12 protein-coding genes and 2 rRNA genes are annotated in these 16,083 nt (G+C 43.6%); 10 read left to right on the forward strand and 4 right to left on the reverse strand.

Features of this window, described 5'->3' with window-relative positions; translation table 11 throughout:
- The 5 genes from FTV14_RS04530 to FTV14_RS04550 form a co-directional block, all read left to right on the forward strand.
- A 23S ribosomal RNA gene (locus FTV14_RS04530) occupies positions 1-499 on the forward strand; the annotation flags it as partial.
- Positions 500-701: 202 nt separating this feature from the next.
- A 5S ribosomal RNA gene (gene rrf, locus FTV14_RS04535) occupies positions 702-816 on the forward strand.
- Between the two features lie 329 nt (positions 817-1,145).
- A complete protein-coding gene (locus FTV14_RS04540; protein WP_034171560.1) occupies positions 1,146-2,510 on the forward strand; it encodes an MFS transporter in 1,365 nt (454 codons plus the stop codon).
- Positions 2,511-2,876: 366 nt separating this feature from the next.
- A complete protein-coding gene (locus tag FTV14_RS04545) occupies positions 2,877-4,226 on the forward strand; it encodes an aromatic acid/H+ symport family MFS transporter (RefSeq protein WP_180032340.1) in 1,350 nt (449 codons plus the stop codon).
- 472 nt (positions 4,227-4,698) lie between these two features.
- The gene (locus tag FTV14_RS04550) at positions 4,699-5,022 is read left to right on the forward strand and encodes an ankyrin repeat domain-containing protein (protein ID WP_180004123.1); all 324 of its coding nucleotides are present in this window, start codon (positions 4,699-4,701) and stop codon (positions 5,020-5,022) included.
- A gap of 59 nt (positions 5,023-5,081) precedes the next feature.
- Here FTV14_RS04550 and FTV14_RS04555 read toward each other — a convergent pair whose 3' ends face one another.
- Positions 5,082-5,633, reverse strand: a complete 552-nt coding sequence (locus FTV14_RS04555; RefSeq protein WP_179992893.1) for a type 1 glutamine amidotransferase domain-containing protein — start codon at positions 5,631-5,633, stop codon at positions 5,082-5,084.
- Positions 5,634-5,981: 348 nt separating this feature from the next.
- Complete coding sequence (locus FTV14_RS04560; RefSeq protein WP_180053431.1) at positions 5,982-6,674, reverse strand: TIGR04219 family outer membrane beta-barrel protein; 693 nt, start codon at positions 6,672-6,674, stop codon at positions 5,982-5,984.
- A gap of 130 nt (positions 6,675-6,804) precedes the next feature.
- Here FTV14_RS04560 and FTV14_RS04565 point away from each other — a divergent pair, with 130 nt between their 5' ends.
- The 4 genes from FTV14_RS04565 to zupT all read left to right on the forward strand — a co-directional run bounded on the left by FTV14_RS04565 (position 6,805) and on the right by zupT (position 11,342).
- Positions 6,805-8,253: an aldehyde dehydrogenase family protein gene (locus FTV14_RS04565; RefSeq protein WP_180053078.1), complete on the forward strand. Its 1,449-nt coding sequence runs from the start codon at positions 6,805-6,807 to the stop codon at positions 8,251-8,253.
- Between the two features lie 593 nt (positions 8,254-8,846).
- A complete protein-coding gene (locus FTV14_RS04570) occupies positions 8,847-10,322 on the forward strand; it encodes a sodium-dependent transporter (protein WP_125279821.1) in 1,476 nt (491 codons plus the stop codon).
- A 10-nt stretch (positions 10,323-10,332) separates the two neighbouring features.
- The gene (locus tag FTV14_RS04575; protein WP_004780392.1) at positions 10,333-10,443 is read left to right on the forward strand and encodes a methionine/alanine import family NSS transporter small subunit; all 111 of its coding nucleotides are present in this window, start codon (positions 10,333-10,335) and stop codon (positions 10,441-10,443) included.
- A gap of 83 nt (positions 10,444-10,526) precedes the next feature.
- Complete coding sequence (zupT, locus tag FTV14_RS04580; protein WP_180053432.1) at positions 10,527-11,342, forward strand: zinc transporter ZupT; 816 nt, start codon at positions 10,527-10,529, stop codon at positions 11,340-11,342.
- A gap of 62 nt (positions 11,343-11,404) precedes the next feature.
- Here zupT and rsmB read toward each other — a convergent pair whose 3' ends face one another.
- Together rsmB and fmt are read right to left on the reverse strand one after the other, a co-directional pair.
- The gene (rsmB, locus tag FTV14_RS04585) at positions 11,405-12,709 is read right to left on the reverse strand and encodes a 16S rRNA (cytosine(967)-C(5))-methyltransferase RsmB (RefSeq protein WP_180053433.1); all 1,305 of its coding nucleotides are present in this window, start codon (positions 12,707-12,709) and stop codon (positions 11,405-11,407) included.
- A complete protein-coding gene (fmt, locus tag FTV14_RS04590; protein ID WP_180053434.1) occupies positions 12,706-13,668 on the reverse strand; it encodes a methionyl-tRNA formyltransferase in 963 nt (320 codons plus the stop codon). Before fmt ends, rsmB begins: the two co-directional genes overlap by 4 nt.
- Before the next feature lie 407 nt (positions 13,669-14,075).
- On the opposite strand from fmt, the gene ilvD reads away from it, so the two are divergent.
- Positions 14,076-15,905 carry a dihydroxy-acid dehydratase gene (gene ilvD / locus FTV14_RS04595; protein WP_081402678.1) on the forward strand — a complete coding sequence of 610 codons (1,830 nt, stop codon included), beginning with the start codon at positions 14,076-14,078 and terminating at the stop codon, positions 15,903-15,905.
- Positions 15,906-16,083 lie beyond the last annotated feature (178 nt).

Genomic DNA, 16,083 nt, shown 5'->3' on the forward strand with positions numbered 1-16,083 from the left:
TATGGAAGGGCCATCGCTCAACGGATAAAAGGTACTCTGGGGATAACAGGCTGATACCGCCCAAGAGTTCATATCGACGGCGGTGTTTGGCACCTCGATGTCGGCTCATCTCATCCTGGGGCTGAAGCAGGTCCCAAGGGTATGGCTGTTCGCCATTTAAAGAGGTACGCGAGCTGGGTTTAGAACGTCGTGAGACAGTTCGGTCCCTATCTACCGTGGGCGCTGGAAATTTGAGAGGATCTGCTCCTAGTACGAGAGGACCAGAGTGGACGAACCTCTGGTGTACCGGTTGTGACGCCAGTCGCATCGCCGGGTAGCTATGTTCGGAAGGGATAACCGCTGAAAGCATCTAAGCGGGAAGCCTACCTCAAGATAAGATTTCCCCGAGACTTTATGTCTCCTAAAGAGCCGTTGAAGACTACGACGTTGATAGGTTGGATGTGGAAGTGCAGTGATGCATGAAGCTGACCAATACTAATTGCTCGTGAGGCTTGACTATACAACACCCAAGCAGTTGTATATAAAGCATCAATTGATTTCATATTGATCTAACGATCAGACGAAAACTTGATTTAGTTAAGCTAATCGGACAAACTACTGCGACTCAGATACATCTGTTAATGCATTCTATTTGAAGAAAGCTAGGCAAACGAAGCGCAAGCAACGTAGATAAGACCATAGCGAGTAAGCATACCAGTTGTGCTGGCGACCATAGCAAGAGTGAACCACCTGATCCCTTCCCGAACTCAGAAGTGAAACCTCTTAGCGCTGATGGTAGTGTGGGGTCTCCCATGTGAGAGTAAGTCATCGCCAGCTCATTATTCCAAAAGCCCTCTGCTCACGCAGGGGGCTTTTTTTATGCGTGGGGTTTCTAGAAAAAGAAGTAAATAACCTCCTAATTGTACCTAGATAATAAAAATATAAATAACGTGAAAAGTATAATTAATTAACTTCGCCTTATTTTCTTATTGGTCTGTCTAAAAATTATTCAATCTACGACTTTAGCCTAAATTTTATTAAAAACATCTAACTTGGTAAGTTTTGCAGTAGACAAGGTTTAAAGAATCATCCATTTTATATACAAAAGTGAATGAACGTTCATTTTTTCATAGAATAAAAAAGCTCACAATTGGAGGTGAGGAAAAATGACAGCAACAACAGTGAATGTGAATGCTGTAGTGGATGAAGCAAAGTTTAAACCTTTTCATTTAAAGATCGTACTTTGGTGCGTATTTGTCGTTATTTTTGACGGTTATGATCTGGCAATCAACGGTGTTGCTTTACCCCTACTGATGCAAGAATGGAATATGACGGCAGTTCAGGCCGGAATGCTTGCAAGTACCGCTCTGGCCGGCATGATGTTTGGTGCCATGCTCTTCGGTATGCTGGCAGATAAAATTGGACGAAAAAATGTCATCCTGATTTGTGTGACCTTATTCAGTGGATTTACGTTCTGGGGCGGTTTTGCCTCTGGTCCGACTGAATTTGGCATCCTACGTTTTATTGCGGGCTTAGGTATTGGCGGTGTATTGCCGAATCTGGTCGCATTAACTTCTGAATATGCGCCACAAAAAATGCGCAGTACTTTAGTGACTACCATGTTTAGTGGCTATGCAGTCGGTGGGATTATGGCGGCGTTATTAGGTGCCTGGTTTACCCCAAGTTTTGGTTGGGAAATCATGTTCTATATCGCAGGTATTCCATTATTGATGCTGCCTATACTGTATTTGTATTTACCGGAATCTTTAACTTTCCTGGTAAAGAAACAGCAAAATGAAAAGGCCAGCAAAATTGTTCAACAGATCAGTCCTGAGCAAAATGTCACTGCAAGTACCCAGTTTGTACTGAATGAAGTGCATGCACCCGATGCTTCTATTGCCGCTTTATTTAAGCAGGGCCGTAGCATGAGTACCTTATTATTCTGGTGCTGTTTCTTTATGTGTCTGCTTATGGTCTACGCATTGGGTAGCTGGTTACCAAAACTGATGATGGCAGCGGGTTATTCTCTGGGTAACAGCTTAATGTTCCTGATGGCCATGAATATTGGTGCAGTGGTTGGAACCATTGGTGGCGGTATTCTGGCGGATCGTTTCCATCTGAAACCGGTCATTATTGGCATGTTCCTGTTGGGTGCAGTTTCATTAGTTGGATTAGGCTTTAACTCTCCACAAGCTGTGATCTATCTGCTGGTCGCTGCTGCAGGTGCTTCGGCAATTGGTAGCAGTATTCTGCTCTATAGTTTCGTGGCTCAGTACTATCCATTGGCAATCCGTTCTACTGGTATTGGTTGCGCGTCTGCAGTCGGTCGGGTAGGGGCAATTGTTGGTCCAATTATTATTGGATTCCTGTTGGGTATGGAGCTGCCACATAAAATGAACTTCCTGGCAGTTGCGATTCCAGCCATTATTGGCGCGATTTCAGTGGCTATGATTGTACGTAAAGATCTGAATGCAGAACGAAATGCTGAGACCTTACTGGCGAAACAGAAGCTGAATTCTATTAAAACCTAGTCACTTTTTGCCAATCAACTTGCTATAAATCTGAATTGAGTCAAAAGATCCCTTTCATAAGAAAGGGATTTTTTGTTCAAAGTATAAAAATCATTCATAAAAAATTGAATAAATCAAAAAATCATTGGTCTATAGACTATTTATATAGGCATTTTAATGAGAATAATAAATGTCTAAATATTCAATTATTTAGCTTTATGAAAATGTGATAAATCACATAAATAACTTCTATTTTATGGCTGAAATTGCTCCATCATTTGGTCTTATTGTGCACTAAATCTCACTTGCGTATATTGCTAAAACTTGAATATTCCCCCGGATATTCAAAAGGATTTTATGGACAAGTACTCATGGGAGATGAGAACGATGACAACGGAAACAGTAGATATAAATTCTGTAGTCGATAATGCGAAATTTACGCCTTTTCACTTCAATGTAGTTGCTTGGTGTTTACTCATTATCTTGTTTGACGGCTACGATCTAGCAATCAATGGTGTTGTTTTACCTTTATTAATGCAGGACTGGGGCTTAAGTGCCGTTCAAGCGGGAATGCTTGCCAGTACTGCACTTGCCGGCATGATGTTTGGCGCGATGATCTTTGGTTCTCTAGCAGATAAAATTGGCCGTAAAAAAGTCATCATGATCTGTATCGTATTATTCAGTGGTCTGACCTTTGCCGGCGGTTTTGCTTCAAACCCGACTGAGTTCGGAATTTTACGTTTCCTTGCCGGTCTGGGCATTGGTGGTGTTATGCCAAACCTGGTGGCACTAACCTCTGAATATGCACCACAAAAAATGCGTAGTACCTTAGTAACTACTATGTTTAGTGGTTATGCGGTAGGTGGTGTGATGGCTGCCTTATTGGGTTCATGGTTTACCCCAAGTTTTGGTTGGCAAATCATGTTCTTTATCGCAGGTATTCCATTATTCTTATTACCAGTGATCTGGAAATTTCTGCCAGAATCTTTAGCCTTTATCGTCAAAGACAACAAACAGGAAAAAGCACGTCAAATTGTACGTCGTTTGGCTCCAAATCTAAGTGTTACAGACAATACAACTTTTAAACTGCCACAGGAGAATGTACCTGAAGCAGCAAACGTGGTGAGCCTGTTCCGTCGTGGCCGTGCGGTAAATACCTTATTGTTCTGGGTTGCTTTCTTCACTTGCCTACTAACCATGTATGCACTGAGCAGCTGGTTACCGAAGTTGATGATGGCAGCGGGTTACTCAATGGACAACAGCCTAATGTTTATGATGGCGATGAACGTAGGTGCAGTGGTTGGTATTGTGGGCGGTGGTATTTTGGCTGACCGTTTCCACCTGAAACCGGTATTGATGTTCCTCGGTATGATGGGGGCGATTGTGATGAGCTCAATGGGCTTTGCATCTAACCAGTTCCTGCTTTACATCCTGGTATTCCTGGCTGGTGCAGCATCAATCGGTTCGCAAATGTTGCTATACAGCTATGTTGCACAATTCTACCCATTGGCAGTACGTTCAACAGGTATTGGCTGGTCATCTGCGATTGGTCGTATGGGCGCGATTGTTGGCCCGATCCTGATCGGTGGCTTACTGGGTATGAACCTGCCTGCACACTTTAACTTTATGGCAGTCGGTTTACCGGTACTGATTACAGCGATTGCAGTTGCTTTGATCATGCATGATGATGAATCTGAAAAGATTGGTTCAGCAGATACCGTTGCAGCAAAGGCTTAAAACTTGGTTTGAAATAAGAAGCCTCCGAAAGGGGGCTTCTTATTTTTTGATTGTTTAAAATAAGAACTTAATTTTTAAACTTTATTTAATTATAAATGGACACCACAAAAAAACTTCTGTCATGGACAGTTGGTTTCAGCTAATTTTTTGCTTTTTACGGCTTTATTTATGAATATTCATATTTCTTTGAGTTTAATAGATTTCTTTTAATTTCTCTAGGCTTTATATTTTCTGCCGCTGCAGTTGGTCAATCTAGAATTGATCTATTACACCTAAATGAAAGAAATATCATTCGAGATGATTCAATTGTATTTATTAAAAAGTTGGATAATGGTACACACGAATTTATACCTAAAGAAATCAAACTTCCAAAACACTTAGACAAAATTCTGGAAAATTTTGAATAGTTATTATTTTAATATTGATGCAACATATTTACTTATATATTTAGTATTAATTGTGAGTGAAAAAAATGAAACTCAACTCATTCTCCCCAATCCCTGACGATGACGATGAACTGCATCTTCCTGAACTGGTGTACTGGGCATCCTTAGGTGATATTGAACAGGTCGAACAAGCCTTGCAGGAAGGTCTGGATGTGAATTCAGCCGATGAAGAAGGCTATAGTGCCTTACATGCAGCTGCTGAAAACGATCATCTGGAAGTAGTGAAACTACTGGTGAGCAAAGGCGCAGATGTCGATCATCGCAGTACCTATACCGCTTTGGAACTGGCAGAAATGGCCGGTAATAAAGATGTAGTGGCTTATCTAAAAAGCCTAAAAGGTGGCATTTAAATAAAATAAGATCAAGAAAATAAAAAAGCCTCCAGATGGAGGCTTTTTATAGTGTGAACTTAGGCAGCATCGCCTTCCAGCTCTTTTAAGATAGCATCATTGAAAGCAGGAATGTCATCCGGATTACGTGAAGTAATCAGCACCCAGTCACCAGTATTGCAGCGATGAACCTGTTCATCGACCCATTTACCACCGGCATTTTCCAGATCCAGTTTGATGCTCTTGTACGAGGTCAGGTTTTTATCCTTAATTCGCTGTGCATCAATCAGAACCCATGGCCCATGACAGATTGCGGCAATCGGTTTATGCTGATCAGCAAAATGCTGCACGATTTTCTGGGCAGATTCATTGATTCTTAGCGTATCTGCATTCACAGTGCCACCAGGAACAACCAAGAGATCATAATCATCCAGCGTGACATGATCAAAACTGGTATCAGGCGTATATGAGGTAGCAGCTTTAGTATCGCCTTTTACTGTTGCCACCTCTTCATTTTTTTCTGCCGCATGAATCACTTCAAATCCTTTGGATTTTAGAAAATTTAAAGGCTCGACCAGTTCATCATGTTCAACGCCTTGGTTTGAAGTAATAAAGAGGACCTTTTTTACCATGATTGCTGTTCCCAAAAAATGTGAGGATTTTCAGATTAACAACAAGGCGATTCTTACAATGTTGGATTTTTAGCTCGGAACTGTTAACAATGCTAAGAATTTACAGATAAAAAAGCCCCAACATCCTGTTGGGGCTTTTTTCGTATCTCGTGTTTAGGTATAACTCCTGTCGTACCTCACGTCCTGGTGCACTGCTTTATTCTTCTTGTTTTTAGGTATTTGAGCTTCCTGCTCTGTATGTTTATAGAATAGTCTGAACCTAAAAACTGGCATAGACGTCGATGACATCTATCATTGTACGTCTCGGCTTACAGGGTTAAGGCTAATTTCCATAAGTCATTATATTATTTAGAAGTGTATGTCTAAGCCGATATAAGGACCTTTAAATTCTAGTTCCAAGTCTGGCGCATTATTTTGTTCGGCATCGATATTCATGATGCGATAACCGACTTTAGCCCCTACATCGACCAGCAGGTTATCAATAAAGTCATATTGCAGTTCAGCCTGAACATCAGTCTTTTTGATATCGCTACCGTGACTGTAAACCGCTTCAGCTTTAGCACTCATGCCAGTTAATGGCAGTTTTACCCCAGCTGTAGCGTAGAGTAATGGGCTATATTCATCTAGATCGTACTGAGTCAGGGCACCTGCATTCAGATTTCTGACTGTACCATCCAGATTGGTCAGACCAGCACCGATATCAGCATGCACAATGGTATCCAGCAGTTCGTAATACAGAATATAGTCGATATTATTAAGTTCGATATCGGCAGCATTCAGCGGGGTGCTTTGTTCGCTATTGCTGTCCAGATTCACATATTTGATTTTGGCATTTGGCAGTAGTGGGACTGGATGTTCAAATGCAACCGACAGTTGTGCCGTGCCTTGGCGATCCAGGTCCTGTTTGCTGGCATTGGCAGATTGGCTATAACCGTCAAAATTCCAGTAGCTGGCATCTGCTTTAAGACCAATCACATCGGCATGGCCTATGCTGCTCAGTCCTAATCCTAGTAATAATGCAGTGAATAATTGTGTACGCATTTCTAATTTTCCTTACGCTTTCTTTAAATTGAGCGATTTTGTTACCTAAATACATCTTCTTAAACGTAATCAGTAAGTGCATGATATAGGTAATTTCTAAAATGTATATGCTAATGTGAAGGGCAGAATAATGGGATCGACAGCAGCACAACATCATCAAGACTATCCATTATATGTGGCAGGACAGCCGGTAAAAACGGGTGAATGGCTGGAGGTCAAACATAAATATAGTCAGGAGCTTTATGCACGTGTCGCGCTGGCAGATGCTGAAACTTTAGAAAAGGCAATTCAGTCTGCGACTCAGGCAGAAGCAGAAATGGCAGCATTGGAACCTTTCCAGAAACAGAAAATTCTGCTGCATTGTGTGAAGCGGTTTAATGAAATCCGTGAAGAACTGACTGAAATCCTGATTGCGGAAGGTGGCAAGCCACGTAAAGCAGCCGGTGCAGAAGTAGAACGTCTGATCAATACCTTCCAGATTGCGGCAGATGCGGTCACCCAGATGGATCAGGGCCGTATTTTGCCTCTGGCAGTCACTGCCGCAGCTTCCGGTTATCAGGGCATGGTCAAACAGGTACCGATTGGCGCCGTTTCCCTGATTAGTCCATTTAACTTTCCATTAAATCTGACTGCACACAAAATTGCGCCGGCAATTGCTGCAGGTTGTCCATTTGTATTAAAACCGGCGAGTCTGACTCCGGTTTCAGCCTTAAAAATTGCCGAGATTCTGGCAGAAACTGATTTACCGAAGAATGCATTCTCAGTTCTGCCGTGTCCACGCGATCTTGCAGATGTACTGGTTACAGATGACCGTTTTAAACTATTGAGCTTTACCGGTTCCGATGTCGTGGGCTGGGATATGAAAGCCCGCGCCGGCCGCAAAAAAGTTACTCTGGAACTCGGTGGGAATGCCGCAGTAATGATTGAGCCAGATACTGAACTCAGCGAACAGCTGATTGATCGTCTGATTGGTGGTGCTTATGGTCATGCAGGGCAGGTGTGTATCAGTGTGCAACGTATTCTGGTGCATCAGGATATTTTTGAAGAACTGAAAGACAAGCTGGTTCAGAAACTGCAACATCTGAAAGCCGGTGATCCCGATCTGGAAACAACTTTGCTAGGGCCAATGATCAAGGAAGCTGAAGCTAAACGTTTGCATCGCTGGATGGAAGATGCCGTAGCGCAAGGTGCCCATGTACTGACCGGTGGTGAAGTGAAGGGTGCGATGTTTGAACCGATCCTGTTGGAAAAGGTAGATCATCAACTGGAAATTTATCGTAATGAAGTTTTCGGTCCGGTCGCCATTATTGAAGCTTATAGCGATTTTGAATCAGGGATTGCCTGTATTAATAGTAGTCGTTTTGGTCTGCAAGCCGGCATCTATACCCAGAATCTGCAGAAGATGATGTATGCCTGGGATCATCTGCATGTCGGCGGTGTGATTATCAATGATATTCCATCTTTCCGTGTTGATAATATGCCTTATGGCGGTGTCAAGGATTCCGGTCTGGGCCGTGAAGGCATTCAGTCTGCGATTCGTGACATGCAGGAAGAACGTATGCTTGTCATCAAATGTTAAGCTGACCGAATCAATCAGTACTATTCCACAATCGGCATAAGGCAGGTCGGTTGTGGAATTTTGCTTTTTATTGCTTAAAAAGGTAGCAGGCTAGGTAGAAAAGATAAGCTGAATAAACTAAGACACAGCTCTGTTTTTATTCAGAAGAAAATGAACGAAGAAGATTTAAAAACACTTTTTCAATCTCTATTTAATACTTGATAAATTAAGAGCGAAAAATAGCTTGAAAACTGTAGTAAAACTTAAAAACAATATATTCCAAAAAGTTTATATACATATAACCAATAAAATCAAGGGCTCAGCGTAGAATTATTGAGCATTTGATAAGAATAGATTATAAAAAAAGAATGTTTTAAGCAGAAATTACAGAAAAAAATTGAAAAAGTCAGTATTGTTGAACCATCTACAAGGTCGGCTTTCTGCTCAGACTTTAAGCAAGCTGTCCGGCTAGCTGACCTGTTTGTATATTAGAATTCGATGCCCAAAAGGTATAACTCTAATTCAAACACCCGAAATAATTGAAATGCTTCTTCAGTGCTCGCGACATAACCATAATAAGCAGTATTGAATGAAGTTTAAAGTTTAGGTGTTCTATGACAGATACTCGAGAGAATTGGTCGGCACGATCAGGATTTATTATTGCAGCCATTGGCTCTGCCGTTGGTTTGGGGAATATTTGGCGCTTTCCATACGTTGCCTATGAAAACGGTGGCGGGGCATTCCTGATTCCGTATCTGATTGCGATTTTTGCAGCAGGTTTACCTTTATTATTTTTAGATTATGCAGTCGGACATAAGTTCCGCAAAGCACCACCGATGGCCTATAAAAAACTCATGAATGCAGAATCTCTGGGTTGGTGGCAGGTCATGGTGACCCTGATCATCGGGATTTATTATGCCAGCGTCCTGTCTTGGGCCGGCAGCTATATGATTTATTCCTTTGGACAGCAATGGGGCACAGATACACAAGCCTTTTTCTTCAATAGCTACCTGCAAAATGGTGAGGGCTTAACTTTCGGTTTTGTACCGGTCCTGTTCTTTGGTCTGGTGATCGTTTGGGCAGCCGTGATGCTGATTCTTTACGGTGGGGTACGCCGTGGGGTGGAACTGGCGAATAAAATCTTCATGCCATTACTGGTAATTTTATTCACGATTCTGGTGATTCAGGCGGTACGTTTACCGGGTGCAGTCGATGGCTTAAATGCTTTCTTTACCCCAAACTGGGAAGCCATGACCAATTATAAAGTCTGGTTGGCTGCGTTTGGTCACATCTTCTTCTCACTCTCAGTGGGCTTCGGGATTATGTTGACCTATGCCTCTTACCTGAAACGTAAAACTAACCTGACCGGTTCAGGCGTTGTGGTGGCATTAGCTAACTCGTCTTTTGAAATCCTGGCAGGTATTGGAGTTTTTGCAGCGCTTGGTTTTATGGCGTTCAGTTCAGGTGCGAAAGTTGAAGATGTGGTCTCTGGTGGTATCGGTCTGGCCTTTATTGCCTTCCCGAAAATCATTTCCAGCTTAGGTGCAGGCGGTGACCTGTTCGGCTTCCTGTTCTTCGGTTCATTAACAGTGGCAGGTATTACCTCTATGGTCAGTATCCTGCAGGTGCCAATTGCAGCATTCCAAGACAAACTTGGCTGGTCGAAGAACAAGTCAGTGACTATTATTGCAGGTGGTTCAGCAGTTGTATCCACCTTGATGTTCTCGACTCATAGTGCCATTACCTTTGTCGACATCATTGACTACTTCGCTAACAACATTGGTATTGTGGGTGGTGGTCTGTTCTCGATCATTTTATTGTCCTGGTTCCGTCGTCCATTGATGAAACAGCTAGAAACACATGTGAACGAGTTTGCCAGTCTGAAACTGGGTGGCAGCTGGAAATTCATGCTGACTGTAATCACGCCGTTATCTTTACTATCGGCATTGGGTTTAACCCTAAAATCAATCATGGCAGAAGGTTATGGTGATTATCCTGCAAGTACGCTATGGATGATTGGTGGGGGCACGATTGCATTCTTTATTCTGGGTGCCATTCTGTTCAGTCTAGTGAAAGATCGTCATAGTTAGGAGAACGAATATGAATACATCTGCATTGATTATGATGATTTTCTCCATGGTTTTATTATGGGGTGGTCTGGCACTGGCTGTCATGCATCTGGCAAAAAATCCAGAAGAACCAGAAGACTAAAAATCTTCACATAAACACATTGTTGCTGTAAATGAAAGTCATTATCATCTTTGGTGATAATGACTTTTTTAATGGGCAGACTTATGGGAATTGCTCCCGTTACCGATGCACAAGTCTATACCGCTTTTGCAGTGACATTTTTGGCAGGTCTGGCTACCCTCGTGGGTGGGGGATTGGTGCTGTTCTTGAAAAAACCGAATTACCGGGTTTTAGCCTTCGGACTGGCCTTTGCTGCGGGAGCAATGATCTATGTCTCGCTCACAGAAATTTTAAATAAATCGATCAGTTCATTTAGCCTGGCCTTTGATGAAAAATCCGGTTTTGCTTATGGTACTTTTGCCTTTTTATTGGGTGTGGTACTGGTCTTATTGCTGGATCGATTCGTTCCTAATCCGCATGAAACCATTGAGGCACAATCGAAACAGGATCTGAGTCAGCCGCAATTACTAAGAACAGGACTACTGACGTTATTTGCGATTAGTGCACATAACCTGCCAGAAGGATTGGCGACTTTTTTTGCGACGCTGGAAAGTCCTGCACTGGGTGCACCATTGGCGGTTGCCATTGCGATTCATAATGTGCCTGAAGGTGTTGCGATTGCATTACCGGTCTATGGTGCAACAGGCCGTAAAGACTATGCACTTGTGGCCAGTCTGGTTTCAGGCTTTGCTGAACCTCTGGGCGCTGCGCTGGGTTATTTCATTCTGGCGCCGTATATGAGTCATACCATTTATGGCATGGTGTTTGGGATTATCGGTGGGGTGATGGTTTATCTGGCACTGGATGAACTCTTGCCGACTGCGAAACGTTTTTCAAAAGGTCATGAAACCGTGTATGGTCTGGTCAGTGGGATGGCGGCATTGGCGACCAGTCTAGTGGTTTTTAAATTTGTACAATAAGAAGCTCAAATCAAAATAATAAAAAAGGCAGCCAAAGCTACCTTTTCTTTTAGCAATATCATTTAAGCAGTTTTTTCAATCCGGCAATAGAAGAAGCCATCGCCTTGACCGGTTTTAGGGAGTAGCTGACGGCCATGGATCTGTTCAATGCCCCAATCGGCTTCAATTTTAATTTCTTTAGCCTCGGGATGTTTGCTAAAGAATTCGACCATCTGCTGTTCATTTTCCGCTTTGAGAATTGAGCAGGTGATATAGAGCAGGGTGCCTCCGACTTTCAGTTGCTGCCACATATTTTCCAGAATCTGCTTTTGCAGCTCTACCGTCTGGGTAATATCGGTTGAATGACGTAACAGACGAATATCTGGATGGCGACGCATTACACCGATGGCTGAACATGGCGCATCCAGCACGATACAGTCCGACTGTTCCGGTGCCTGCCAGGTGATGGCATCTGCGGCTTTAATTTCAACATGATCGCCTTCAAGTAACAGACGTTCAAGATTCTCAGTGACACGCGTTAAACGCTTGGCATCCTGATCCAGCGCAATCAGTTTACGCGGCTGATATTTTTCTAGAATATGCGCCGTTTTACCACCCGGTGCTGCACAGGCATCAATCACAAACTTGTCATCCAGATTTGGCAACAAGGTAGCGCAGAGCTGGGCATGTTCATCCTGTACCGAAAAACCACCGACATCAAAGCCAGGTAAGTCAGGTACCTGTACAGTGGCATCGAGAATAATCCCGACCTTGGAAACAGTACAGGCATGGGCAGGAATTTCGTGCTCGTCCAGAATTTCCAGATAGTCTGCGCGGCTAACCTGACGTTCATTTACGCGCAGGGTCAGTGGAGCAATCTGCTTTAACTCATGACTCAGCTCAGTAAGCTGCTCTGGCCAGTCTTTTTTCAGGCGTTTAAATAGCCAGCTTGGCAGGCCATGAGCCTGATCCAGTGCTGCCTGAAATTCCGATGTTTCACGTGAAACACGGCGCAGAATGGCATTCACTACGCCACTTAAAGCCTGATAACCAAGTTGCTTTACTGCAGTCACGGTTTCAGAAATGGCAGCGTGTGGCGCGATTCGGGTTTCCAGTAACTGGTATAGGCCGACATAGAGACAGGTTTCGACCGTATCATTATTTAAAGGCTTCACTAGCAGAGGCAAAGTAATACTTTTAAGTGCATACCATTGACGCAAAGTACCCAAAACCAGTTCATGGAACAGGGCACGGTCACGGTCGGCCACTTTCTTTAAATGCAGCGGCAAGATACTGGCCAGAGATTGTCCTTGCTGTACAGCAAGTAAGGTACGAATCACTTGGGCACGCAAGTTAAGGTGAGATGTGCCTGATTCAGAATGACTCATGCCAATAATTGTCCTACATGTAATTTTTGGGTCTGGTTAATTTGTACCGGATTGAGCGGTTTGCCGCCCGGCCATTGCAGTGAAGTGAGACAAACTGCTTTCTCATCACCACAGGCCACATGCACACCCTGTTTATCAATTGCCAGAATCGTGCCGGCGGCATGACAGTGTGCATTTTTTTCTGAGAGTACCGAACCCCAAACCCGCAGGTTGTTATTTTCATCTAGAGGGATAAAAGCCACCGGCCAAGGATTAAAGGCACGGATATTACGGTCAATATTAGAGGCAGTACAGCTCCAGTCAATTCGGGCTTCTGCTTTAGATAGCTTATGAGCATAGACGGTAAGTTCTTCGTCCTGCACTTCCCGTGCGGCTAAATACTGTTGTAATTTTTCTTCAGATTCCAGTACCGCTACAATTGCTTCCGCACCTTGAGCAGCCAGTTTATCGTGCAGGCTGGCTGAAGTATCTTCTGCAGTGATAGGACATAAAGTTTTATACATCATATCACCAGTGTCCAGCCCGGCAGCCATTTTCATGATAGTCACGCCAGTTTCGTGATCACCGGTTGCAATTGCACGTTGGATCGGCGCAGCACCGCGCCAGCGTGGCAGCAGTGAACCATGAATATTCAGGCAACCATATTTAGGCGTATCCAGAACCATTTGTGGCAAAATCAGACCATAGGCAGCTACGACCATCACATCAGCATTCAAGGCTTTTAACTCAGCCTGAGCAGCAAGACCTTCTTCAGTTGAAGACTTGAAATGAAGTGGCTGATATACCGGAATGTCATGTTCAAGCGCCAGCTGTTTCACAGCAGAAGCGGTAAGTTTCTGACCACGACCGGCTTTACGATCCGGCTGAGTATAGACCGCCACAATTTCATGATCGGTTTTGAGAAGCGCAGCCAATGCAGTTGCTGCAAATTCTGGTGTGCCTGCAAATATGATTTTCACACATGAAATTCCAAATAAACTTGGCAGCTATTATAAGCTAAAAGCCAAATGGCCGCCTAATCTACAATGCACTTAACTGTTACAGCGATTATAGATTCCTACTTTTAATTAAATTTTATATAAAAAAAACTCATGCAAATTCTAAAAATTATTCATGAAAGTTTTGTATTGTCCGATCCATGATGGCGGTATAGTAGCTTTATTAAGAGATTTTTATTGTCAGCTCACCGAGACCTCTCTATAGACATTTTTGTCTGCATCTACAACGAATAGGTCATCTTGTAAAACAATGGCTTGTAGTATGATAGGTCTAACATTCGACTGATTTAAGCTCATTGTCAGTATGATCTAGCCAGAGTGAACCTTTTTCGGTTCATTTCAAGCTCAAACTTTGTTGGAAATATAAAATGCCTGACTATCGTTCAAAAACATCGACACACGGAAGAAACATGGCGGGTGCGCGTGGCTTATGGCGCGCAACTGGGATGAAGGATGAAGACTTCGGTAAACCGATTATTGCCGTGGTGAACTCATTCACCCAGTTTGTACCGGGTCATGTTCACCTTAAAGATCTAGGCCAACTCGTGGCACGTCAGATTGAACAGGCAGGCGGTGTAGCAAAAGAATTCAATACCATTGCTGTTGATGACGGCATTGCGATGGGTCATGACGGTATGTTGTATTCACTGCCTTCACGCGACCTGATTGCTGACTCGGTGGAATATATGGTCAGCGCACACTGTGCCGATGCCATGGTGTGTATCTCGAACTGTGACAAGATCACTCCGGGGATGCTGATGGCAGCAATGCGTCTGAACATTCCAGTGGTATTCGTGTCTGGCGGTCCGATGGAAGCCGGTAAAGTAAAAATCCGTGGTAATGACAAAGCGATCGACCTGATCGATGCGATGATCGTCGCTGCAGATGATAACTATACTGATGAAGAAGTTGCGGAATACGAACGTTCTGCATGCCCAACCTGTGGTTCATGTTCAGGCATGTTCACTGCGAACTCAATGAACTGTTTGACTGAAGCATTGGGTTTATCACTTCCAGGTAACGGTTCAACTTTGGCAACTCATGCGAACCGTAAAAAACTGTTCGAACGCGCTGGTTCTCTCATTGTTGAACTGGCAAAACGTCATTATGAACAAGATGATTACAGCGTCTTGCCACGTTCAATGGTGACCAAAGCATCGTATGAAAATGCCATGACTTTGGATATCGCGATGGGTGGTTCAACTAACACAGTACTTCACCTGTTAGCTGCTGCAAATGAAGCAGGTGTAGACTTTACGATGGATGATATCGACCGTCTGTCTCGTAAAGTACCAGTGCTTTGTAAAGTTGCTCCTGCGAAGAATGACGTGCATATGGAAGATGTACACCGTGCCGGCGGTATCATGTCGATCCTCGGTGAACTGGATCGTGCAGGCCTGTTAGATACCTCTGTCGGTACGGTTCACGAAGCAACACTCAAAGATGCTTTGGATAAATGGGACATCATCCGTACTGAAGATGAAGAAGTGTATAAATTCTTTAAATCAGCACCGGGCGGTGTACCAACTCAAACTGCATTCTCACAAGACCGTTACTACTCACGTCTGGATGGCGACCGTGAAAATGGTGTGATCCGTAATGCAGAACATGCTTTCTCTAAAGACGGTGGTCTGGCTGTACTTTATGGCAACATCGCGCTGGATGGCTGTATCGTAAAAACAGCTGGTGTAGATGAATCAATCCTGAAATTTAACGGTACTGCACGCGTATTTGAAAGCCAGGATTCTGCGGTAGACGCGATTCTGGGTGGTAAAATCACAGCAGGTGATGTGGTTGTGATTCGTTATGAAGGTCCACGTGGTGGCCCTGGTATGCAGGAAATGCTATATCCAACCAGCTACCTGAAATCTAAAGGTCTTGGTAAAGAGTGCGCACTTCTGACTGACGGCCGTTTCTCTGGTGGTTCTTCAGGTCTGTCGATTGGTCACGTTTCTCCGGAAGCGGCTGAAGGTGGTGCAATTGGTCTGGTTGAAGATGGCGACCGTATCGAAATCGATATTCCAAACCGTACCATTCACCTGGCTGTGGATGATGCGACTATGGCCGCTCGTCGTGCTGCTCAAGATGAAAAAGGCTGGCATCCAGTAGAAGACCGTCCACGTAAGATTTCTAAAGCATTAAAAGCCTATGCCATGCATACCACAAGTGCGGCGAAAGGCGCAGTACGTGAAATCTAAGCTGTAAATTTTATAGCGCAAAAAAGCACTCCAGAAGGGGTGCTTTTTTTATTTTTGATAATTGCACTGCCTTAAATAACCGAATCAGATACACAGAGTCTTACTTTTATCTAAAGAGCGCTTTCTATACAATCGAATAAAACCTAGACAGCTTTTAAGCTTCACAAGAATTACATCC

Origin of the sequence: Acinetobacter sp. YH12236 (assembly GCF_013417645.1) — a bacterium.
Taxonomy (GTDB): domain Bacteria; phylum Pseudomonadota; class Gammaproteobacteria; order Pseudomonadales; family Moraxellaceae; genus Acinetobacter.

Bases quoted from the DNA above. Each gene is read 5' to 3' on its own strand.
- FTV14_RS04545 (WP_180032340.1), top strand. From the start codon at position 2,877: ATGACAACGGAAACAGTAGATATAAATTCTGTAGTCGATAATGCGAAA.
- rsmB (WP_180053433.1), bottom strand. From the start codon at position 12,709: ATGAGTCATTCTGAATCAGGCACATCTCACCTTAACTTGCGTGCCCAA.
- FTV14_RS04565 (WP_180053078.1), top strand. From the start codon at position 6,805: ATGGGATCGACAGCAGCACAACATCATCAAGACTATCCATTATATGTG.
- FTV14_RS04555 (WP_179992893.1), bottom strand. From the start codon at position 5,633: ATGGTAAAAAAGGTCCTCTTTATTACTTCAAACCAAGGCGTTGAACAT.
- zupT (WP_180053432.1), top strand. From the start codon at position 10,527: ATGGGAATTGCTCCCGTTACCGATGCACAAGTCTATACCGCTTTTGCA.
- FTV14_RS04540 (WP_034171560.1), top strand. From the start codon at position 1,146: ATGACAGCAACAACAGTGAATGTGAATGCTGTAGTGGATGAAGCAAAG.
- ilvD (WP_081402678.1), top strand. From the start codon at position 14,076: ATGCCTGACTATCGTTCAAAAACATCGACACACGGAAGAAACATGGCG.
- FTV14_RS04560 (WP_180053431.1), bottom strand. From the start codon at position 6,674: ATGCGTACACAATTATTCACTGCATTATTACTAGGATTAGGACTGAGC.
- FTV14_RS04575 (WP_004780392.1), top strand. From the start codon at position 10,333: ATGAATACATCTGCATTGATTATGATGATTTTCTCCATGGTTTTATTA.
- FTV14_RS04550 (WP_180004123.1), top strand. From the start codon at position 4,699: ATGAAACTCAACTCATTCTCCCCAATCCCTGACGATGACGATGAACTG.
- FTV14_RS04570 (WP_125279821.1), top strand. From the start codon at position 8,847: ATGACAGATACTCGAGAGAATTGGTCGGCACGATCAGGATTTATTATT.